The 20,958-nt window shown below is 41.7% G+C and carries 22 protein-coding genes and 1 riboswitch; of the genes, 9 read left to right on the forward strand and 13 right to left on the reverse strand.

Annotated features, from left to right (window positions below; all coding sequences use genetic code 11):
• Positions 1-105: 105 nt before the first annotated feature.
• Positions 106-1,281: an acetyl-CoA C-acetyltransferase gene (locus B1K71_RS13370; RefSeq protein ID WP_077327898.1), complete on the reverse strand. Its 1,176-nt coding sequence runs from the start codon at positions 1,279-1,281 to the stop codon at positions 106-108.
• Between the two features lie 20 nt (positions 1,282-1,301).
• The gene (locus B1K71_RS13375; RefSeq protein ID WP_077327900.1) at positions 1,302-3,701 is read right to left on the reverse strand and encodes a 3-hydroxyacyl-CoA dehydrogenase/enoyl-CoA hydratase family protein; all 2,400 of its coding nucleotides are present in this window, start codon (positions 3,699-3,701) and stop codon (positions 1,302-1,304) included.
• 212 nt (positions 3,702-3,913) lie between these two features.
• Between B1K71_RS13375 and B1K71_RS13380 the strand changes: the two genes are divergently transcribed.
• From B1K71_RS13380 to crcB, 7 genes are all read left to right on the forward strand, one after another.
• Positions 3,914-4,765: a YitT family protein gene (locus B1K71_RS13380; RefSeq protein WP_077327902.1), complete on the forward strand. Its 852-nt coding sequence runs from the start codon at positions 3,914-3,916 to the stop codon at positions 4,763-4,765.
• Positions 4,766-5,030: 265 nt separating this feature from the next.
• The gene (locus B1K71_RS13385; protein WP_077327904.1) at positions 5,031-5,969 is read left to right on the forward strand and encodes a metal ABC transporter solute-binding protein, Zn/Mn family; all 939 of its coding nucleotides are present in this window, start codon (positions 5,031-5,033) and stop codon (positions 5,967-5,969) included.
• A 14-nt stretch (positions 5,970-5,983) separates the two neighbouring features.
• On the forward strand, positions 5,984-6,739 hold the full coding sequence (locus tag B1K71_RS13390; protein ID WP_139343381.1) for a metal ABC transporter ATP-binding protein: 756 nt from the start codon (positions 5,984-5,986) through the stop codon (positions 6,737-6,739).
• A gap of 17 nt (positions 6,740-6,756) precedes the next feature.
• The gene (locus B1K71_RS13395; protein ID WP_077327908.1) at positions 6,757-7,611 is read left to right on the forward strand and encodes a metal ABC transporter permease; all 855 of its coding nucleotides are present in this window, start codon (positions 6,757-6,759) and stop codon (positions 7,609-7,611) included.
• The gene (locus tag B1K71_RS13400; protein WP_077327910.1) at positions 7,608-8,021 is read left to right on the forward strand and encodes a Fur family transcriptional regulator; all 414 of its coding nucleotides are present in this window, start codon (positions 7,608-7,610) and stop codon (positions 8,019-8,021) included. The genes B1K71_RS13395 and B1K71_RS13400 overlap by 4 nt, the downstream gene beginning before the upstream one ends.
• A complete protein-coding gene (locus tag B1K71_RS13405; protein WP_077327912.1) occupies positions 8,021-8,395 on the forward strand; it encodes a fluoride efflux transporter FluC in 375 nt (124 codons plus the stop codon). The genes B1K71_RS13400 and B1K71_RS13405 overlap by 1 nt, the downstream gene beginning before the upstream one ends.
• Positions 8,392-8,727, forward strand: coding sequence for a fluoride efflux transporter CrcB (gene crcB, locus B1K71_RS13410; RefSeq protein ID WP_077327914.1), 336 nt, complete (start codon positions 8,392-8,394; stop codon positions 8,725-8,727). Before B1K71_RS13405 ends, crcB begins: the two co-directional genes overlap by 4 nt.
• A 162-nt stretch (positions 8,728-8,889) precedes the next feature.
• Here the strand turns inward: crcB and B1K71_RS13415 are convergent, their stop codons facing one another.
• From B1K71_RS13415 to B1K71_RS13425, 3 genes are all read right to left on the reverse strand, one after another.
• A complete protein-coding gene (locus B1K71_RS13415; RefSeq protein WP_077327916.1) occupies positions 8,890-9,693 on the reverse strand; it encodes a VLRF1 family aeRF1-type release factor in 804 nt (267 codons plus the stop codon).
• Between the two features lie 69 nt (positions 9,694-9,762).
• On the reverse strand, positions 9,763-10,077 hold the full coding sequence (locus tag B1K71_RS13420; protein ID WP_077327917.1) for a DMT family transporter: 315 nt from the start codon (positions 10,075-10,077) through the stop codon (positions 9,763-9,765).
• A complete protein-coding gene (locus tag B1K71_RS13425; protein WP_077327919.1) occupies positions 10,074-10,412 on the reverse strand; it encodes a DMT family transporter in 339 nt (112 codons plus the stop codon). The genes B1K71_RS13420 and B1K71_RS13425 overlap by 4 nt, the downstream gene beginning before the upstream one ends.
• 102 nt (positions 10,413-10,514) lie before the next feature.
• Positions 10,515-10,606: riboswitch (guanidine-I (ykkC/yxkD leader) on the reverse strand.
• 124 nt (positions 10,607-10,730) lie between these two features.
• Between B1K71_RS13425 and B1K71_RS13430 the strand changes: the two genes are divergently transcribed.
• Positions 10,731-11,297, forward strand: coding sequence for a YitT family protein (locus B1K71_RS13430; protein WP_077327921.1), 567 nt, complete (start codon positions 10,731-10,733; stop codon positions 11,295-11,297).
• 168 nt (positions 11,298-11,465) lie between these two features.
• Here the strand turns inward: B1K71_RS13430 and B1K71_RS13435 are convergent, their stop codons facing one another.
• The 4 genes from B1K71_RS13435 to aceA all read right to left on the reverse strand — a co-directional run bounded on the left by B1K71_RS13435 (position 11,466) and on the right by aceA (position 16,180).
• Complete coding sequence (locus B1K71_RS13435) at positions 11,466-12,056, reverse strand: nitroreductase family protein (protein WP_077327923.1); 591 nt, start codon at positions 12,054-12,056, stop codon at positions 11,466-11,468.
• 191 nt (positions 12,057-12,247) lie between these two features.
• The gene (locus B1K71_RS13440; RefSeq protein ID WP_077327925.1) at positions 12,248-13,507 is read right to left on the reverse strand and encodes a C40 family peptidase; all 1,260 of its coding nucleotides are present in this window, start codon (positions 13,505-13,507) and stop codon (positions 12,248-12,250) included.
• Positions 13,508-13,738: 231 nt separating this feature from the next.
• The gene (gene corA / locus B1K71_RS13445) at positions 13,739-14,689 is read right to left on the reverse strand and encodes a magnesium/cobalt transporter CorA (protein ID WP_077327927.1); all 951 of its coding nucleotides are present in this window, start codon (positions 14,687-14,689) and stop codon (positions 13,739-13,741) included.
• Between the two features lie 213 nt (positions 14,690-14,902).
• Positions 14,903-16,180 carry an isocitrate lyase gene (gene aceA / locus B1K71_RS13450; protein ID WP_077327929.1) on the reverse strand — a complete coding sequence of 426 codons (1,278 nt, stop codon included), beginning with the start codon at positions 16,178-16,180 and terminating at the stop codon, positions 14,903-14,905.
• A 413-nt stretch (positions 16,181-16,593) separates the two neighbouring features.
• Between aceA and B1K71_RS13455 the strand changes: the two genes are divergently transcribed.
• Positions 16,594-17,607: an aromatic acid exporter family protein gene (locus B1K71_RS13455; protein ID WP_077327931.1), complete on the forward strand. Its 1,014-nt coding sequence runs from the start codon at positions 16,594-16,596 to the stop codon at positions 17,605-17,607.
• Between the two features lie 201 nt (positions 17,608-17,808).
• Here the strand turns inward: B1K71_RS13455 and B1K71_RS13460 are convergent, their stop codons facing one another.
• From B1K71_RS13460 to B1K71_RS13475, 4 genes are all read right to left on the reverse strand, one after another.
• Positions 17,809-18,438: a response regulator gene (locus tag B1K71_RS13460; protein WP_077327933.1), complete on the reverse strand. Its 630-nt coding sequence runs from the start codon at positions 18,436-18,438 to the stop codon at positions 17,809-17,811.
• Positions 18,431-19,474, reverse strand: coding sequence for a sensor histidine kinase (locus B1K71_RS13465; protein ID WP_077327935.1), 1,044 nt, complete (start codon positions 19,472-19,474; stop codon positions 18,431-18,433). Before B1K71_RS13465 ends, B1K71_RS13460 begins: the two co-directional genes overlap by 8 nt.
• Positions 19,471-20,202 carry a cell wall-active antibiotics response protein LiaF gene (liaF, locus tag B1K71_RS13470; protein WP_077327936.1) on the reverse strand — a complete coding sequence of 244 codons (732 nt, stop codon included), beginning with the start codon at positions 20,200-20,202 and terminating at the stop codon, positions 19,471-19,473. Before liaF ends, B1K71_RS13465 begins: the two co-directional genes overlap by 4 nt.
• 94 nt (positions 20,203-20,296) lie before the next feature.
• Complete coding sequence (locus tag B1K71_RS13475; protein WP_077327938.1) at positions 20,297-20,926, reverse strand: PspA/IM30 family protein; 630 nt, start codon at positions 20,924-20,926, stop codon at positions 20,297-20,299.
• Positions 20,927-20,958: the final 32 nt, after the last annotated feature.

The raw sequence follows: 20,958 nt of genomic DNA on the forward strand, positions 1-20,958 counted from the left end.
TTATTAGGCACAATGTTTGCCCACGATAGAGCCACTTCATAACTGGACGCGTATATCCCATCGCATTCAACAAAATACGACAAAATTCGGGTGGTGCCAGACACCTTATAACAATTCGAATACGCCGGCTGCGCCCATTCCGCCTCCAATACACATGGTGACGACACCGTATTGTACGTTGCGGCGTTTCATTTCATGAATGAGGCTGAGTGTTAATTTGGTTCCTGTCATGCCCAATGGGTGACCGAGTGCGATTGCCCCGCCATTGACATTAACAATGCTTGGATCCAAATCAAGTTCCTGAATTACCCTGACCGATTGTGATGCGAATGCTTCGTTCAGTTCAATCAGGCCAATGTCATTCAGCTCAAGGCCGGCAATTTTCAAAGCTTTCGGCACTGCTTCAATCGGACCAACACCCATAATCTCCGGTTCCACACCGGCTACCGCAAAAGAATGGAATTTCGCCAGTGGCTTCAACCCTTCTGAATCAGCCTTTTCACGATCCATCAGCAGAACGGATGCCGCTCCATCACTCATTTGGGAAGAGTTACCGGCAGTTACAGATCCAGTCATGCTGAATGCCGGTCGAAGTTTCGCCAGCACTTCGGGAGTTGTTCCTGCACGTACGCCTTCATCCATTTCAAATAGCTTCGTCTTTTCTTCAATTTTATTTTTGGGCCCAATGACGCGCTCTGTTACTTTAACGGGAACAATTTCTTCTTTAAATTTTCCTTCCTCAATAGCTATTGCCGCACGTTCATGGCTTTGTGCCGCGAATGCATCCTGATCTGCACGTGAAATGTTGAAACGGTTCGCCACTTCTTCAGCGGTATAGCCCATCCCCATATAATATCCTGGTGCGTCTTGAACAAGCTTCGTATTTGGTTTAATAACATGACCACCCATCGGAATCAGGCTCATTGATTCCGCGCCGCCGGCTATCATCGTATCACTTGCACCAACCATAATACGCTCAGCTGCGTATGCGATACTTTGCAGACCGGACGAACAATAACGGTTAATCGTGATTCCCGGCACATCGTTACGCAGCCCGGCAAGCCCCGCGATATTACGTGCCATGTTCATACCTTGCTCCGCTTCGGGCATGGCACAGCCGATAATGACGTCATCGATATTGCCATCATAATTGCCGGCGCGTTTCAGCGTTTCTTTAATTGTTAGTGCTGCAAGATCATCAGGTCTCGTGTTCGCGAGTGATCCTTTGTTAGCTTTTCCCACAGGGGTCCTTGCACCTGCGACAATTACTGCTTCCTTCACTGTTCCTTCCTCCTCTTCAATTAGTTACGTAGTGGTTTACCTTTTAAAAGCATGTGCTGCATACGCTGCTGTGTCAGTGGTTCTGAAATCAAACTCAGGAATGCTTCACGTTCCAGGTCAAGCATAACCTGTTCATCAATGCGTGTTCCTTCTTTTATGCGTCCGCCTGATAAGACATAAGCCAATTTCTCAGCAATTTTTACGTCATGATCTGATGCATATCCGCCAAATCGCAATGTTTTCGCTCCCAGGAGCATTGCAGCATAACCGGCATCTCCGACCACCGGAATTTTCTCCCGCTTCGGTGCAGTATAACCTGCCTTATCCAGTGCCAATACACGCTGTTTTGCATCATGCAGAAGATGATCCGGATTGACACTGATGGCATCATGTTTATTCAAATACCCATTTTCCACCGCTTCTGCTGCGGAAGTGGAAACTTTGGCCATTGCCACTTTCTCAAAAACATCGTTGGCAACTTTCGTCAGGTCCAGGTCAACGCCCTCCGGCAAATTGCGGAGTTCCTTTAAGTAAAGTTCCTTCGTTCCACCTCCGCCTGGGATTAGCCCAACACCGAATTCGACAAGTCCCATATACGTCTCAGCAGATGCCTGAATAGCTGCGGCTGGCAATGACACTTCTGCACCGCCACCAAGTGTCATGTTAAATGGTGCAGTAACGACGGGTTTCCCGGAATACTTAATGTTCAATGCCATGTTCTGGAACTGACGAACAACCATATCCAGTTCAAAGAAGTTGTCATCTTGTGCTTCCATCAGCATCATGCCAAGGTTGGCACCTACACAGAAATTTTTACCCTGATTTCCGATTACAAGCCCTTTATAATTTTTCCCGACTTCCTCAATAGCGTGATTTACCATCTGGATGATATCGAGACCGATTGCGTTACTTTGTGAATGGAACTCAAGCAGGGCAACATCGTCCCCCATATCTATCAAACTGGCACCGGTATTTTTCTTAATCACTCCATTTACATCTTTCATCCGTTTTATATTAATCTCTTTCGGGTTAAAATGCTGTTGTTTATATTCACCATTATCATAGTAATAGACATTTCCATTGTCCGTTTTATAGAAGGATTTGTTACCGGTCTCAAGCATTTTTAACACCCATTCCGGAACGGTTTCGCCTTCTTCCTGCATGCGTTCAACAGACTTTTTCACTCCGATGGCATCCCACGTCTCAAATGGACCGATTTCCCAGCCGAATCCCCATTTCATTGCCTGATCGATGGAAACAATGTCATCAGCAATTTCTCCGGTCAACTCCGCGGAATAAATCAGTGCCGGTTTCAGCACAGACCAGATCAGATCCCCAGCCCTGTCGCCTTTCGCTTTTACAAGCGCTTTCAATTTGCGACGGGAGCCTTTCTCCTGTTTGGCCATTTCCGTTGCTGGGGTCTTTAATTTTCTGCGATCCTCATATTCTAGTGTTTTCGGATTCAATTGATAGATGGTACTCCCATCTTTCCCTTTCTTTTTCAGGAAGAATCCTTGACCGCTTTTAGCACCGAGCCAGCCTTTATCCTGCATTTTCAACATGAAATCGGGCACCTCAAACAACTCTTTTTCCTTGCCTTCCACCTGATCGTGCACATTATTGGCTACATGAATAAACGTATCCAATCCAACAACATCAAGCGTTCTGAATGTAGCACTTTTTGGACGGCCAATCATTGGACCTGTTACTGAATCCACTTCCCCAATACTGTAACCGCCTTTTAACATTTCCTGTACGGTCACCAAAAGTCCATAAGTTCCGATTCGGTTTGCAATGAAATTAGGTGTATCTTTCGCTTCGACAACACCTTTTCCCAAAACATCCTCACCGAATTTTTTCATGAAATCGAGCACGGCGGGATCTGTATGTTTCGTCGGAATGACTTCCAGCAATTTTAAATAGCGCGGCGGATTGAAAAAATGCGTTCCGAGAAAATGTTTACGGAAGTCTTCCGAACAGTCCGCAGACATCGCCTCCACCGAAATTCCTGATGTATTGGAAGTAACAATTGTTCCTTCTTTACGATGTTTATCCACATTCGCAAAAACTTTTTTCTTTATATCCAAATTTTCAACAACCACTTCAATAACCCAGTCTACTTCTGCCAGCTTTTCCATATCGTCATCCATGTTACCGATTTCAATTAAATCAAGACTTTTTTTGGATGTGATTGGTGACGGTTTCTGTTTAAGCAGTGCCTTTTTGCTTTGGGCCGCCATGCGATTTCGTACAGCCCTATCTTCCAACGTCAGGCCTTTATTCTCTTCATCCTCGGTTAATTTACGTGGTGCAATATCCAGCATGATTGTTGGTATTCCCACGTTCGCCAAGTGTGCTGCAATCCCGGAGCCCATAACACCAGAGCCTAATACTGCGGCACGCTTGATTGAATGCTTCATGGTTTATCCCCCTATCTGCATTTGAATGAATACTCATTCATTTTACTTTTAAAAATAAAAGATAGTCCCCTATCCATCTATTCCAAGTATAAAATATTATCTGACTTTTAGCAAATGATTTTTTTAAATTAAAAAGGTGCCTCGGACTGTTATGTCCTTGAAAACTGCGTTAAACTATTAGAGGCATCATTCACAGAAAGGAACGTACATATATGAAAAAAACAGTTTACGAATACTTGCAAATAATTATCGGCGCAACGCTTGTCGCGCTTTCCTATAACATCTTCCTGCTGCCGGCAAAACTTGCTGCAGGCGGCATTTCGGGTGTCAGTACAATTTTATTTGAATTGTATGGGCTAAGTCCCGCTTTCACGCAATTTCTGATTAATTTACCGATATTTGTTATTGGCTGGATTGCACTTGGTAAAGACTTCAGCTGGAAAACGCTAGTCGGAACATTCTGGGTACCGTTTATTATTTATTTAAGTGCGGATATCCCGTATACCATTACCAATCCATTCCTCGGCGCGGTGTATGGCGGGATCATCCTGGGTATTGGACTTGGAACGGTTTATAAAGGCCGGGGATCAACCGGCGGCACTGCAGCAATCGCACAAGTCGTTAAAAAGTTCACAGGTCTCTCAAGCGGTTATTGCCAGCTGATTGTTGACGGATTTGTCGTCGTTTCTTCCATTATTGTATTTAATCTGGAGCTGACATTGTTTGCATTAATGTGTATTTATATTACAAGCAAAACGATTGATATCGTGCAATTGCGTACTTCTGCATCGAAATTAATTATGATTATAACGGAAAATGAAGAAAAAATTCAGCGGCTGATAAATGAAGAAGTTGACCGCGGCATGACAAAAGTCCGTACAGTCGGCGGTTATTCAAATGAGAACAAAACAATGATTCTTTGTGTTACTGAGCAGCAAGAGGCTGTGAAATTAAAGCGTACACTGCAAAATGAGGAACCAACTACATTTGTAATTTTCCTGAATGCATCTGAAATCCTTGGGCGCGGATTTTCACTGGACAAGTATTATGGACAGAAGTTGTAGTGGATTGGACAGGGTATCTGCTGTAGTTTAACAATGCAATCCGGTTGTAATATTATACGACGGTGTTCCGATCTTTGTTCTGCAGAAATTAGCCGGTATTCAGTCAGCGGGAGTCACTTTATCTATCAGCAAAAATAACCGGATGGTGCTCCGGTTATTTTTTTGTTTATAACTTTCATAAACACAATCGTAATCATTCCTATTTACAAATCGTAACCATTACGGTATTATAAAAAAGCAAACTTACCAAAGGAAGGAATTGAAGATGCGATTTTATAAAATACTAATGACACTTTTCTTAACAGCTATTGTGGCAGCAGGGTGTTCAACACCAACTTCTGAGAAAAATGATGGTGAACTTACCGTCTATACTTCCATTTATCCGATTCAATATGCTGTCGACCGAATTGGCGGTGACACAGTCCATACCGAATCAGTCTACCCTCCGGGGGTTGATGCACACACATACGAACCTTCGACAAAAGAAATGACTGCGATTGCTGAAGGTGACGCATTTATATATCTTGGTGCGGGAATGGAAGGATTTGCTGAATCAGCAGCGCAAGCACTTGATTCACAGGATGTCAAAATGATTGAGCTTGGAACACATGATGAACTTTTCCATACAAGTGGCGAACATGACGATGGAGAAGAACATGTGCATGGCAGTCACCATCATGGTGATAAAGATCCGCATATTTGGCTGGATCCAACACGAATGCTTGATATGGCGGGCATAATTAAAGGAAAACTAATTGATATGAATCCGGAAAATAAAGATACGTATGTGAAGAATTTCAACAAACTAAAAAAAGATTTGCTTGAACTGGATAACCATTACCGAAAAACATTAAAACAAAAAGATAATAAGGAAATTCTTGTTTCGCATGCCGCCTATGGGTACTGGGAAGAACGCTATGGTATTGAACAGCTTGCCATCAGCGGGTTATCATCAAGTGAGGAGCCATCGCAAAAGGAACTGACAAACATAATTGATACGGCAAAAAAACACAATCTCAAGTATATCATTTTTGAGCAAAATGGTTCTGACCGTGTCTCCAGTATTTTGCAGGAACAGCTTGGTGCGGAAGCATTGCACATCCATAACCTTTCAGTCCTGACACAGGAAGATATCGATAATGGCGAAGATTACCTTTCTCTAATGAAACATAACCTTGGGGTACTCGATAAAGCTACCAATTAAAGGAGAGATGAATGTTGGATGAACCGATCGTTTCAATGAAAGATATCACGTACGCATATGAAAACAAAACCGTCCTAAACCACATAAATTTTGAAATTCCCGCCGGTTCCTTTATGGGGCTTGTGGGACCAAACGGCGGTGGAAAAACCACCCTGGTCAAATTAATTTTGGGATTGCTTAAGCCTGATCACGGAAACATTCAGTTGTTTGGAGAACCCGCTGATAAATTTAAAGCAAAAAATAAAATTGGTTTTGTTTCACAAAAAGCAAATTCATTTAATAAAGGTTTTCCAGCAACGGTGTATGAAGTGGTTTCCATGGGTTTGACAGCAAAGGTCGGCTACTTGAAGTTTTTGAATTCGAAGCACAAAACCGAAATTCTGCATGCTATTGAACAGGTAGGTATGCAGGAGTACACCCGCGAAAACATCGGCAACCTTTCCGGTGGACAGCAGCAACGGGTATTTATTGCCAGGTCACTTGTCAGCAAACCGGAACTGTTGATTTTGGATGAACCGACTGTCGGGGTTGACTACGAAAATGTGAAACGATTTTATGAACTCCTGCATCGGCTTAATGAAAAGAAAAATATCACCCTGCTGCTTGTCACACATGACACGGGAACGATGACTGAACACGCTACAGATATTGTCTGTCTGAACAAAACACTACACTTTCATGGAAAACCGGAAGAATACACATCTCTATCCGAAAGGGACCTGTCGCAATTTTACGGACATCCGGTAAGCATTGTGGCACACGATCACTAACAATTGGGGGAAACATCATGCTGGCCGATTTTTTACAATACGATTTTTTACGACACACATTTTTGACAGGTCTCCTGATTGGAATAATTGCTCCGCTTTTAGGAACCTTCATTGTCGTCCGGCGTCTTTCCCTGCTGGCAGATGCGTTATCCCATGTGACACTGGCAGGGATTGCATTTGGTCTTTTAGTCGAAAAGAAAATTGCTGCGGGAATAATTACGCCATTATACAGCGGAATGGGATTTGCTGTACTTGGATCCATTTTTATCGAAAAACTGCGCGGCGTGTATAAAGCGTACCAGGAACTGGCGATACCGATTATTTTATCCGGCGGCGTTGGATTGAGTGTCATCTTCATTTCACTTGCAGATGGCTTCAATACGGAACTGTTTAATTACTTATTCGGCTCTGTTTCGGCAGTCAGCAGAACGGATTTTTATTCCATTCTGGGCATATCGATTGCCATTATAATTGTCATTCGAATTTTTTATAAGGAACTTGTCACATTATCGTTTGATGAAGAACATGCTATCGTTTCCGGAATTCATTCCAAACGAATTCATTTATTGTTTATTATAATGACTGCACTTGTGATTGCTGCATCCATTCGTGTTGTTGGCGTACTGCTTGTATCCGCATTGATGACACTGCCGGTTGCCGCAAGTATGCGACTGGCCCGGGGATTTAAACAAATGCTTTTTCTGTCAATTATTTTCGGTGAACTGGCTGTTATTCTCGGTCTGATAAGCGGCTATTATTTCAGCATCCCGCCCGGAGGTACCATTGTTCTTGTCTCCATTATCATTTTACTGGTTTCCATTGGAATGAAACGATTTTCATTAGTACCAAAAGGAGAGAGTGAATCTGAATGAAACTGGATGAAGCGATGAAACAATTAAAAGAAAAAGGCTATAAAACAACGGCAAAACGGAAAGACATGCTCACGTTTTTTGTGAAAGCTGACGGTTACCGGACTGCGAAAGATCTGATTCAATACATGGAACCGACATATAAGGGGATCAGTTTTGACACCGTATACCGGAATCTGCATTTATTTGATGAGATCGGATTACTGGAAACAACTGTATTAAACGGCGAAAAACAGTTTCAGATAACTTGTACACATAACCACCACCATCATTTCATCTGTAAGGAATGCGGCAAAACAAAGGAAATTGCCGTCTGTCCAATGGATGAAGTAATGAATGAACTTGGCAACTATTCCATAGAAGGACATAAATTCGAAATCTACGGATTATGTCCAATGTGTAAGAGTGCCTGATGCAAATTTATTTAGCTGTCGGTATTGGTGGTATGGCAGGGGCACTGGCAAGGTATGGAATTTCCGTTTTGTTTGCTTCTGTTTCCGGATTTCCCATTGCCACGTTAATCGCTAATTTAATCGGCTGTTTTTTGCTTAGTTATTTATTGAATCAGCCGCGCATCAAAAAAATACTTTCCGAAAAAGTCTATACAGCACTTAGTACAGGATTGATCGGGTCATTTACCACGTTTTCCACCTTTGCCGTTGAAACCATTGCATTATGGCATGTTAGCGCAAGTTTAACCTTCACATATGTTCTAATCAGTATCGCTGGCGGGCTACTATTTGCATACGCCGGATTTCAGACGGCTGGAAAGCAGGTGAACAGATGAGCTTTTTATATGTAGCAATTGGCGGATTTTTTGGCAGCATGGCTCGGTTTTCCTTTGCCAAACTGACGGGGAAACATCCCATTGGAACATGGATTGTAAATATTACCGGTTCCGTCCTGCTTGCACTGCTTGTACGTTTTCATGTATCCGAAGCCATTTCTGAATGGCTGTGGCTATCGGCCGGGGCAGGATTTTGCGGGTCATTCACCACCTTCTCCACTTTCGGAAATGAAACATTGAACTTGTTACTTGAACACAGATATTTTACAGCGTTGCTTTATATAATCTGTTCGCTGGCAGTCTCCTTCACGGCTGTTATATTAATACTATAAATTTTTATTAAAAGATAGGAGAAGGCTGGGACAAAAGTGTTTTATCCATTGAATAATTTGAACAACCATTTGAAAATGGAGCGAATAACCGCTCCGGAAAATCCCCTCTTGTTCGTTTTTTGGATTACACGATTCTGATATGCCCAGCCTCGCTTTCATTTTTTAACCAAATACAGTTTTAAGAACTTCTGTCTCCTCATGATCCAACATGTTTTTATGAATCACTTGGGTTACCGGTTTATTGAGATATTCTTCCAGCTCATGTGATCCATCTGATTCGCCGACAACAAATAATTTTTTCCAGTCATGATCTTTTGCCATCTTATCCATTTTTGGGGCAATTTGTTTATACCAGCGCTGTCTATTCGCCTGATACCGTTCTTTAAAGTTATCTTGCTGTGTACTCTTGCCGCCAGCCCCCATCGATGCTCCAGCCTTATGCGGGCCGGTAAACTGACGCCAGTGATCAGTGTTCACATCAAATTCATAATGGAATTCATCTAATATTTCGTTCATCGCAGTTTCCACTACTTTTATCTGGTCCTGCTGCACTAAAATAATGCCTGATTTCGGAAATTCCCAATGCAGCTTTTTCAGCTGATCCAACTGTGGTGTTTCCTCCCAATAAAATTCAGTTTCTACACCGAGCTGAACCTTAGTTGCATACCAGACTCTCTCATCAGCAGAGGCAAACAAGATAACACCTCTCTGTAAATATTGTTCATTCGAATGGACATATTTTTCAGCCTTCTGTTTCACAAGCTGAAAATTTTCCAACTCCTCTTTATTGTTGGATTCCTCCAAATAGCTTTCAAAATTGCGCAATCCATTTTTAAAATGAATTTTCCATTCACCCGCCTGCTGCTCCGGGTCAGATGGATCGGTGTTTAAATACATTGAAAATACTTTATTCGTACCGTCCTGTTTTACATGTTCCAGTTGCTTAATCTGTTCGGTTAATTCCATGTAATATCGGCACTCCTTTAAAATCGTTGTTAATAATTCCGTATCCGATATTACGTCTTAATAAACATGTCAGGAGATTAGTTTTAATCCAACCGCAGCAGTCAGTACCATACTTATAAACAGAATCCTGCGCCATTCAGTTGATTCTCCGTAAAATAGAATTCCGGCTATTGCACTGCCTACTGTCCCAATTCCAGTCCACACTGCATAAGCAGTACTCATCTGAATTTCTTCCATTGCAATGCTCAAAAAAATAAAACTGATGGTAAACCCTCCGAATAACCAGGCAAATGACCAAAAATTTCTCTCATCATTAACCTTGTTTATCCCCATCACGCCGACGATCTCCCCTATTCCAGCTATCATTAAAAATACCCAGCTCATGTTGCCCTATCCCCTTCCGCTTCCGTCGTAATTATTTTCAGGCCAATAACTCCGCTAAGCAGAACCGCAATCAGAATTACCTTAGCAGTGCTGAAAGGCTCACCAAAGACAGTAAAGTCCAATATGACCGTGCCGGCTGTTCCCATTCCTGTAAAAACCGCATATGCGGTTCCAACCGGTAATTTTCTGGACGCCACAATTAAAAGATGCATACTGAAATAAATGGCGATTACAGTCAGAAGCCATTCCCAGGTGCTATTGGCATGTTTTAAACCAACTACCCAGCCGATCTCAAATAGTCCTGCAAAAAAAACAATTGTCCAGCTCCTATTCATGTTTCTACCTCCTGTATGGTTGATGTGCACACTTATCACGAACATGTTTCCCAAGCTCCGATCGCTCAAAAATAAAAAGCCCGGGACGATATCATTCAGATATCCTCCCGGGCTTTTCTCCCGCCGTGCACACCTACGTGCGTCTTCTCTCGGACCAGTCCAGCCCACACTGCGGAACCCTAGAAGACTTTAATAATGTTAGTATAGCCGACAAGCTTCCCCTGGTCAACCTTCATCATTAATTATGGATATTCACTTCATTACTTACATATCTTTTTATATGGACTAATTTGGACAAGATATGTGGTGATACCTTAGATGATTAAAAAAATGATTTCCACTTTATTTGGCAGCTGCTTGATTGCCATCGGAATAAACTGTTTTGTGATACCCAATCATTTGGTTGATGGCGGTATTATTGGGCTTGGATTGATCGCAAAGTATTCATTCGGCTTTAAACCCGGTTTAACGATTATTGTGCTTAGTCTGCCTTTATACATTATTGCCTGGTTCCGCTTTCGGACGTATTTCTATAATGGCATGCACGGGCTGCTCATTTCCTCATTTCTTATCGACTATTTTCATCCATTATCCACACTCCATACCGCACCGGTCCTGATCAGTGCACTGACAGGCGGATTGTTCATTGGGACAGGTATTGGTATCATGCTGCTTGCAGAAATCAGCACCGGTGGAACTGATCTGCTCGCATTGATGGTAGCAAAAGTCACTTCATTAAATGTCGGGATGATTATCCTTTTTATTGATGGTGTTGTCATCTTACTGGGGTCAACCGTCATTAAGGAAACAACGATTTTTTATTCCAGTTTGATGGTCGCGGTTATTGGTTTAACAACTTCCATTATTACAAAAAACAGCAGCTGACAAATTTTCGTTGAAACTGGATTTTAAAAAGAAGGAGCTGGGACATAAGTGTTTTATCCAGCGACCCGAACAATTATTAGAGGAATGTATTAGCGCTATTCCCCTATCCTAATTGTACATCTTTTCAATAACACATTTTTGATATGTCCCAGCCCTCTAAAATGGACGTTATAATTTTTCCTGGAACAATCCTTCAGAAAGGAAAGCATCTGTTGCATTCCGGTCTGATGGTATTTCACGTTCTTGGAACTGTTCAAGCAATGATGCCTTATCTCCTTGGTAACCGATCGCAACAATTGCATGTACCGCATAATTTTCAGGGATTCCAAGCACCTCTTTCGCCTTTTGCTTGTCAAATCCACCCATCGCGTGTGTGGACAAGCCTTTACGAGCTGCCTCTAGTGCCAAGTATCCCCATGCAGCACCGGTATCGAACGCATGTGAAGGATTATTTCCTCCAGTAAATTCGGCATCCGTTTTGGAAATGACTGCTGTTAATACCGGCGCTTTTTCACACCATGCCACATTGCCATCATTGATGAAGGTGTAAAAACGATTACGATCTTTTTCTGTACGGGCAATAACAAATCTCCACGGCTGAATATTTGCAGCTGATGGCGCCCAGCGAGCCGCTTCGAAAATACCCCGCAATACATCCTCTGAAACTTCCTTATCCAAAAATGATCGTGGAGACCACCTTTTAATATAAATTGGATCAATATCATGTGCCGCCGTACGCAACTCTTTCACATCTTGCATATTACTGTTTCCTCCTCTGAATCCTTGCTAAATAAATTAAAAAAATTCCCGAAAACATTATACAAAAGATAATTGGGGAATGTAATTTATCTGCCTGATATTCAATCAAATATTTAACCCAACAAACTGCTCAAAAAGACAATAAAAAAGATCTACCCTTTATGGATAGATCCTAATATTGACATCTTTAACTATCGAATACGGCGAACATGACCACTGAAATGATTGCTCCAGTATACATTATTTACGCTGGCAACTGCTACCCCGGTACTATTCTGTGCACCGAGAAACTTGCCATTCCCTAAATAAATGGCTACATGTCCATTCTTCTTATACGTATCAAAGAAGATAAGATCACCAGGCTGTGCACTGCTGTATGAAACCTTTGTTCCAACAGACTGTAATGCAGATGTACTGGATGGGATTGAAACACCAGCTTTTCCAAATGCCCATGATACAAAACCGGAACAATCAAATCCGGCTGGAGTTTTGCCTCCAAATACATATGGTGTTCCTGTAACTGAGTAACCAGCTGATATTGCCGAACTGAAACTTCCAGATGAAGCTTTTGAAGAACTGCTGCTTAACTGTGTTAAATCCCTGCCATTATCTGAGGAACTTGATGTTGCATCCGAACTTCCGGATTCAGATGCTGAACTTTCCGTACTGTTTTGTGCTGTTTCCCGGGCTTCTCTTGTTTCGCGTGCAGCGCGATCGCGGATTTCCTGTTCAACTGCGGCAAGGCTGTCATCTTTATTTTCTAACTCGGCTTTCATGTCACGAAGTTTTTCTTCTTTCTCTTTCAATTGTTTCTTATCATCTTCCACTTGGGCTTTTTGTGTTAAAATCGTATCCTGTGTAAATTCAAGTTCAGCTTTCATATCTTTTAAGTCATGAAGTTTTTTCTCTACCTTGTCCTGTTTCTTTTCAAGTTTCGCCTTATCTTCTTTCTGTTGTTCCATCAGATTTTCATCAGCTTCCGCAATTTTGGAAACAGCAGAAACACGGCTGATTAGATCACTGAAATTCTTTGAACCGAAAACGACCTCCAGAAAACTCACATCCCCACCGCTTCGTTGATACGACTTAATGCGATCTTTCAGGATTGCGTAACGTTTTTCGATATCCTTCTCCAATTCCTTAATATCTTTTTCAAACGCTTCTACTTCTGTCTTCGTATCCGATATTTTACTTTTTGTTTCACTCATTTTTTCTTTGTTTTGTTTTAAAGCATTTTCGACTTTATCTACCTTTTTATTCAAATCCTTCAACTCTACCATAACGTCAGCGATTTTTGATTCGGCTTGAGATAAATCTGCTTTAACGTCAGATCGTTGGGATTGCACTTCCTGTAAATTGCTCGGAGTTTCCGCATAAACGGTACTGCCAAAAACTGCACTGCCAAAAACAACCACACCTGCTGTGGCGATTGTACTAATTGTTTTCTTCAACTTTCTATTCCCCGCTTCCCCTCATAACCGCAAAATCTGTTTATGTATGTTCGTGATTTTCTGGGTAATTTGCAGTAATATGAATAATTATTAAAGAATATGTAACTTTTTATCTTAGGTCATTCGCATTATATCATCTAAAAATGACATGATTGTAATAAATGTATTACAATTCTATTTCAAAAATGAAAGCGGTTCTTTCATTAAAAAAAGTGCAGTCATACTGCACTTTTAGTCGAACCATCCTTTTTTCTTAAACCAAAAAAACATCGAAACACTGACTGCAATCATAATAATCCATACGATAAAATACCCATATTTCGCATCAAGCTCCGGCATATATGTAAAGTTCATGCCGTAAACACCTACGATAAATGTCAATGGCATGAAAATTACCGAAATAACTGTCAAAACCTGCATCGTCTTGTTTGTCTGATGCGAGTTTAATGAAAGGTAGCTGTCCCTGATGTCCTGTGTCATCTCACGGTTTGAAGCAATCATGTCAGCAACTTTAATCAAATGGTCATGAATATCGACGAAATATTCCCGCCGTTCGTGAATACCTTCCAGATGGTGTGTATTTAAAACACGATATAACAAATCCCGCATCGGATGGACGGTCTGCCGGAGTTTAAGGAGTTCACCGCGACGGTCAAACAGCTGATCAAGCAGCTGCTCCATTGACAATCGGTTTGTGTTGTCCTCCAGTTCATTAATATGGTCCTCAATATCATAGACAATCGGAAAATATTTATCGACAACATTATCCAAAAGCTGATGAAAAACGAAATACTCGTCCAGCTCTTTCTTGTTTTTTATCCGGTTTAACAGACTGAAAACGGAGTTGATAGAACCTGAGGAATGCTTATGAAACGTAACAATTCTGTTCTCTTCCAGAAAAATATCAATTTCCCGCTTGGATAAGTCTTCCTTACTAACTGCATGAATAACAAAAAATGAGTGATTTTCATAATAATCCATTTTGGGGCGCTGCAGGTCATGCATACAATCTTCTACCGCCAGCGGGTGAAAATGAAAATGTGATTCCAACAATGCAATTTCATTATCGGTCGGTGCCTCGAAATCAACCCAAACCCAGGAAAATTCTTGTTTTTCCAGATCTTCGACAGTCAGGTTGTTGATTATCTCATTATCGTTTGTTTGTGCCACAATGCTTATCATGTGAATATCCTTTCTTTCGTGCTATCTTACTTTTTCCTATTCCGGCCTTGTTTAAACACCCCAGTTTCCAAAACACCAACCATGTTCTATCGGGAATATTTACCGTTCTATCAGGAAAAACTGTCATTCTATCAGCAAAAACAATAGTTCTATCAGGATTTCCAAAAAAAAAAGACACCCTCATCAATGAAGGTGTCCATCCCGTTTCGATAATTACGATGTAAATTGTTGGGTTTCCGTCGATCCTGCCAATGCTCCCGTTGATGATGTGCCGCCGGAAATAACCTGTGCCACTTCATCAAAATATCCAGTTCCGACTTCACGCTGGTGCCGTGTTGCACTGTAACCATCGGCTTCACTCGCAAATTCTGCCTGCTGTAATTTGGAATAAGCGGCCATGCCATGGTCCTTATATCCACTCGCCAAATCAAACATGCTGTGGTTTAATGCATGGAAGCCTGCTAATGTCACAAACTGGAATTTATAACCCATTTTACCGAGTTCGTCTTGAAAGGAAGCAATTTCAGCATCAGAAAGCTTTCCTTTCCAATTAAATGACGGTGAACAATTATATGCCAGCAGTTTATTTGGATATTGCTTATGAATGGCATCAGCAAACCGCTTTGCCTCCTGTAAATTCGGTTCGGATGTCTCACACCAGATCATATCGGCAAATGGGGCATATGCAAGACCGCGGGCAATTGCCTGGTCCAACCCGGACTTTGTTTTGAAAAATCCTTCCGATGTACGTTCGCCTGTAATAAAGTCTGCATCATATGGATCCACATCACTTGTGATCATATCAGCAGCATTTGCATCTGTCCTTGCAATAATAATTGTCGGTGTTCCCATTACATCAGCGGCAAACCGGGCAGAAATCAGATTGCGCACTGCTGTTTGTGTCGGCAGCAACACCTTTCCGCCAAGATGTCCGCATTTCTTTTCGGATGACAATTGATCCTCAAAATGAACGGCTGATGCGCCGGCTTCAATCATCGATTTCATGAGTTCAAATACATTTAACTGTCCGCCGAAACCTGCTTCTGCATCTGCAACAATTGGTGCAAACCAATCAACAGCTTTTTTTCCTTCCGCATAATGGACCTGGTCAGCACGCTGCAGCGCCTGGTTAATCCGCTTCACAACGTTTGGCACACTATTAACCGGATACAGGCTTTGATCGGGATACATCTGTCCGGACAGGTTGGCGTCGGCAGCCACCTGCCAGCCACTTAAATAAATAGCTTTCAAACCTGCTTTCACCTGCTGTACTGCCTGATTCCCCGTCAAAGCCCCAAGTGCATTAATGTAATCCGAACCATTTACAAGATCCCATAACTTTTCCGCTCCCTTTTTTGCAAGCGTATGTTCAATATCAATCGATCCCCGCAGCCTGATGACATCTTCCGCTGTATAAGGCCGCTCTACATTCACCCAGCGCAAATTGTTATCCCATTCATTTTGAACTTGTTCCACACGATTATTTGACATATTCGGTTCCTCCCTCAATTAATTGGATAACGATCAGATTCTCTGCAAATTCAGCTTCACATTGTTATAACACAAATACCCCATAATACATATTGTTATATAACAACTTAGGTAAAAAAATTACTCTTCCTTTTTAGAAAGACAATGTTCACATTCCAGTATCATACTACGTTCATCAATACGTTTTCCACACTCTGGACAAGTTGGAGTTTTCATCTGATCACCCTCCTTTTATATAACAGTTTATTATTTTATTTTATTGTTATAATACAGTCTATGTGATTTAAAACTAAATTGCAACCCCTTCTTTAAATTTTTTTATTTTTTTCCGATTGATTGTTTATAAAAGCTTGATAACTGCGGCTGTTACTGGAAAAATAGAAGAAGATAGTTGATGTTGGAGATGACGTGGTATGAAAAATTTTAAAATCGCCGGCAGTCGGATTGTTAAAACCGGACTGTCTGTTTTTCTGACAGCATGGATATGTGTCTTGCTGGACTGGCCGCCTGTTTTTGCTGTTATAACTGCAATTGTAACGATAGAACCAACTGTATCAGACTCCATAAAAAAGGGAGTTATTCGCTTTCCTGCTTCTGCAATTGGATCTGCCTATGCTGTATTTTTTATTTCGCTGTTCGGCAACTCGCCGCTTACATATACACTTGCAGCAGTTTTAACAATCGCGACGTGCTATAAACTGAAATTATATTCCGGCCTGCTTGTGGCTACACTTACTGCGGTTGCAATGGTGGAAGTAATTCACAGCAATTTTTTAATTTCCTTTTTCATTCGCTTGGGAACAACTACTACGGGACTTGTTGTATCAACAGTCGTCAATATGATTATTTTACCGCCGGATTATACACGTGAAATAACGGGCGGTTTACAAAAAGTATCGGGACAGACAGGGATTGTCGTTAAAAAGATTTATCATCATCTGCTTGAAAAGAACAATGAAGTCGATATTACCATTGAAAATGCAATAAACCGTCTGGATACTACCATTCACAAAACTGGGACACTTGTCCGGTTTCAAAAAGAAGAAGCTAAATACCATCCGCTTGCCGGCAGTGATAAACGGAAATTTGAACATGCGGAAAGGCAGTTGGTCCGACTGCGTCTAATTCATTACCACTTGAACAATGTGATGCAGCTGCCAACTGAGAATATTAACTGGTCTGAGGAAGAACGTTTGATTATTTTTGAGGCTACGGACGAACTGGCTGAGGCGTTGATACATAAGGGCAGTTATAATTCCAATATACATGCAGAGTATTTAAAAAAGATAACACATATTTTTTGGAAGCGGAACAATACGATTCCTGAGGATACTACTAACTTTCCACCTGAATATGTAATATTATATGAACTTGTTTCCATCTATAACCTTGCAGCAAACGAGTATAAAAAAGACCGGGACATATAAAATATAATTCCTCACTTTAACGGTTGATTTCTTCGTCTTGAAGGTTGATTTCTCCATGTGGAGGTTGATTCCTTCGTCTTAAAGGTTGATTTCTGCTCAATGTTGGTTGATTTTGTGTATCTAATGGTTGATAATCGCTGCAGAAGGTTGATATACCAATCATTCTTTGTATAACACACCTTTGACCCGGTCTCTTTTCAACTAAACCAAATTATGTTTAAACGCATAAATTACCGCCTGTGTACGATCCTGCACTTCCAATTTCCCCAATATATTACTGACATGCACCTTCACTGTTTTCAATGCGATAAACAACTCATCGGCAATTTCCTGATTCGTCTTTCCCTGTGCGACGAGGTAAAGAATCTCCTGTTCACGGTCTGTCAGCTGTTCATGAAGATTGGGTGCAGGTTTTTCACGCATACGGTTCATAATTTTACCGGTGACTTCCGGCTCCAAAATAGATTCTCCGGCATCGGTCTTCCGGATTGCGGCCGCAATTTCATCGGCCTTCGAAGTTTTCAGCATGTAACTGGTGGCACCAGCCTCAAGTGCCGGATACACTTTTTCATCATCCAAAAAACTGGTCACCACAATGATTTTGGCTTCCGGCCATTGTTCGATAATCCGTTTTGTTGCTTCAATTCCGTCCATTTCCTTCATGACAAGGTCCATCAGAATAACATTCGGCTTCAGCTCCAGCGCAAGCTTAACTGCTTCACCGCCATCATCTGCTTCCGCCACAACCTCAATATCCGGTTGTGCAGATAAATATGCCGATACACCAATACGCACCATTTCATGATCATCAGCAAACAATACATTAATCAAGTTGCTCACCCTCTTTTCTGTAGCTCGGAACTTTGACTTCCAAACGCGTTCCTTCATCCGGCAAACTGACTACTTTGAATGTACCGCCGATTTGGTAAGCACGTTCCCGCATATTCTCAAGTCCATATGAGCTCGTTTTTACCTGCTCCAAATCAAACCCAATTCCATCATCAACGACACGCATAATAATCATTTCATCGCGTTCAATCAGCATCACATTCAGCGATGATGCTTTTGCATGCCGCAGTGTGTTCGAAACCGATTCCTGCAAAATTCGGAACAGCTGATCTTCCACACCTTTGTCGATTGTAAAGGCTTCTGCTTTCCATTCAATCTTCATTGGTACTTTTTGCGTCAGTTCAACGAGCAGTTCTTTGACACCTTCCTGCAGAGATTTCCCTTTCAATGGTACAGGACGCAGATGCAGCAACAATGCCCGCATTTCCAGCTGTGATTGATGTATCATTTTTTCCACCATTTGCAGCTGTTTACGGATTGAGGTATCTTCAGGAGGGTTCATTTCATTAATAGCTGACATCATCATCGACGCCGCAAACAACTGCTGACTGACTGAATCATGCAATTCTCTTGCCAGTCTGTTCCGCTCCTGGACAACTATTTCCTGCAGACTTTTTTCCCGTTCCTGCGCCCGCTCTGTTACAAGACGTTGTGCATGCTCGGTTTGCAGACGGATTTTTTCCTGTATCTGTCCAACATGATATCGTATTTTTTCAAGTTCTTTAAAAGGTTCTTCATCATCCGAAAGTTTTTGCCCCTTGGCCACTTCATCAAGATGTTTTTCCACCCGTTGAATTCGCTGCCGCCAATACCAGGCTGTCATAATTCCGATCACGGCACCTGCCGTAATAGGGGTCCCCACCACATATACAATGAACGGAACATCGTATAGTGTTTTTTGTACGATATAGGACCAATCATCCGGCGGGAATGCAGCAAAAGTTATACCAACTACAGCAAGCGTAATAAATAAACTGAAAAATATCGCGGTAACGACGTGTCGGAAAATCGTACTCATATCCGTTTCACCTCGATATCCCCGGAAAACTGCGAGGTAACAATTTTTACCCGGGAAGAGGCATGATCATATTGTTCCGTCTGGTAAAAAAGTGACTGATTCATCAATTTCCGGTGATGATTCCCTAAAATATGCGCCCTCCCAAAAACAGCGCTGTGATGAATACTTACTTCTACTTCATACGGCACAAAGATTGTAATATTGCCAAGAACATGACGGATGGAGATGACCGCGGTATCATTTGGCAGCACTGTATTGCTTAAATCAATAGTCCGGTCACCAAAAGCACCATGTATATTTACATCCCGCCATTGATATACCGTATCCGTTGTTTGCTGATCACCGAACAATTTATGACCAAAGAGCGGGGTGATTTGTACTGTCGGTTGTTCATTAACAATATCCGGACCCGGCAATGACGGCTTAATAATGTCGGATTCCTGTTTGGATTTAGAATAGTTTACTAAAAACAGTACAATTGCCGCGACAATCAGAAATCGGACCGCCAGCATATTCAAAACGGAAAAAACTAAACTGATTAATCCAAGCCAGAAAAAGATTTTCCCCCATAATTTGGTGAAGTGTTTCCAGCCGATATAAATAAAAAATCCGGAAAACAAAGCGGATACTATCATCCCGCCGTGAAAAAAAGCGATTTCGATTACAAAGAGAATCACTCCAATAATGAATATCCAGTTTAAGGTGTCCGTTGATAATCGATGAAACATGAAGTGACCCTCCATTCCCCATTTATGTAAAACAGACGCAGAAGTACTGCGCCTGTTCAGTATATCATTTTTTCACAGTAGGCTCTATACTGTTCTAGTTAGCCTCTTCCTGCATTTCTTTTTCAAGTTTGGCAATTTTACTGTCGAACGTGCTTCTGTAATAAGAACTGTTCACTTTGTATTCTAGTCCTTCGATATATTTTTCCATTTCTGCAAAACGATGAAATGGTTTTTCGGTCGAATCATCGACTACCCGGTTAATTTGATGATTGGCGCGGGCGATATTTTCTCTTCCCATCAATTCCATCCGGCGTAAATGCATGTCTTTCAACTTATGTTTCATATCTTCGTATTTCTGTTCCAGTTCTTCCAGTTGTTGAACCGCTTCTTCACGGGAAGCTTTCATACGATCTGCCCGTGCCTGATACTCTTCATATTCCCGTACTGCAAATTCATGCATTTGTTCTTCGCCGGCTTTTTCGGCGATACCCGCTTGACGCTGGCGCTTATCTGCCATATCTTGCGCTTTATGAAATTCTCTTGTGAACTCATCTTTTAGCTTATGCTGACGATCCACCAGCCTGCGCACTCTCTCCTTCTCCTGTTCACTTTGACGCAAATACTGGTTTAACGCTGCAATCGGGTTCTTCTGTTCTTTCTGGTCCATCATATTATGAAGATCCGCTGATACGGAATCTTTAATACGTGTAAAAATATTCGTCATGGTTTTTCGCTCCTTTTTTAATATAAGATGTA

This window comes from Virgibacillus siamensis (assembly GCF_900162695.1).
Taxonomy (GTDB): domain Bacteria; phylum Bacillota; class Bacilli; order Bacillales; family Amphibacillaceae; genus Lentibacillus; species Lentibacillus siamensis_A.

Excerpts from the sequence above, each read along its gene's own strand:
- B1K71_RS13375 (WP_077327900.1), bottom strand. The coding sequence starts at position 3,701 with ATGAAGCATTCAATCAAGCGTGCCGCAGTATTAGGCTCTGGTGTTATG.
- B1K71_RS13380 (WP_077327902.1), top strand. The coding sequence starts at position 3,914 with ATGAAAAAAACAGTTTACGAATACTTGCAAATAATTATCGGCGCAACG.
- B1K71_RS13385 (WP_077327904.1), top strand. The coding sequence starts at position 5,031 with ATGCGATTTTATAAAATACTAATGACACTTTTCTTAACAGCTATTGTG.
- B1K71_RS13395 (WP_077327908.1), top strand. The coding sequence starts at position 6,757 with ATGCTGGCCGATTTTTTACAATACGATTTTTTACGACACACATTTTTG.
- B1K71_RS13400 (WP_077327910.1), top strand. The coding sequence starts at position 7,608 with ATGAAACTGGATGAAGCGATGAAACAATTAAAAGAAAAAGGCTATAAA.
- B1K71_RS13405 (WP_077327912.1), top strand. The coding sequence starts at position 8,021 with ATGCAAATTTATTTAGCTGTCGGTATTGGTGGTATGGCAGGGGCACTG.
- crcB (WP_077327914.1), top strand. The coding sequence starts at position 8,392 with ATGAGCTTTTTATATGTAGCAATTGGCGGATTTTTTGGCAGCATGGCT.
- B1K71_RS13415 (WP_077327916.1), bottom strand. The coding sequence starts at position 9,693 with ATGGAATTAACCGAACAGATTAAGCAACTGGAACATGTAAAACAGGAC.
- B1K71_RS13420 (WP_077327917.1), bottom strand. The coding sequence starts at position 10,077 with ATGAGCTGGGTATTTTTAATGATAGCTGGAATAGGGGAGATCGTCGGC.
- B1K71_RS13425 (WP_077327919.1), bottom strand. The coding sequence starts at position 10,412 with ATGAATAGGAGCTGGACAATTGTTTTTTTTGCAGGACTATTTGAGATC.
- B1K71_RS13430 (WP_077327921.1), top strand. The coding sequence starts at position 10,731 with ATGATTAAAAAAATGATTTCCACTTTATTTGGCAGCTGCTTGATTGCC.
- B1K71_RS13435 (WP_077327923.1), bottom strand. The coding sequence starts at position 12,056 with ATGCAAGATGTGAAAGAGTTGCGTACGGCGGCACATGATATTGATCCA.
- corA (WP_077327927.1), bottom strand. The coding sequence starts at position 14,689 with ATGATAAGCATTGTGGCACAAACAAACGATAATGAGATAATCAACAAC.
- aceA (WP_077327929.1), bottom strand. The coding sequence starts at position 16,180 with ATGTCAAATAATCGTGTGGAACAAGTTCAAAATGAATGGGATAACAAT.
- B1K71_RS13455 (WP_077327931.1), top strand. The coding sequence starts at position 16,594 with ATGAAAAATTTTAAAATCGCCGGCAGTCGGATTGTTAAAACCGGACTG.
- B1K71_RS13465 (WP_077327935.1), bottom strand. The coding sequence starts at position 19,474 with ATGAGTACGATTTTCCGACACGTCGTTACCGCGATATTTTTCAGTTTA.
- liaF (WP_077327936.1), bottom strand. The coding sequence starts at position 20,202 with ATGTTTCATCGATTATCAACGGACACCTTAAACTGGATATTCATTATT.
- B1K71_RS13475 (WP_077327938.1), bottom strand. The coding sequence starts at position 20,926 with ATGACGAATATTTTTACACGTATTAAAGATTCCGTATCAGCGGATCTT.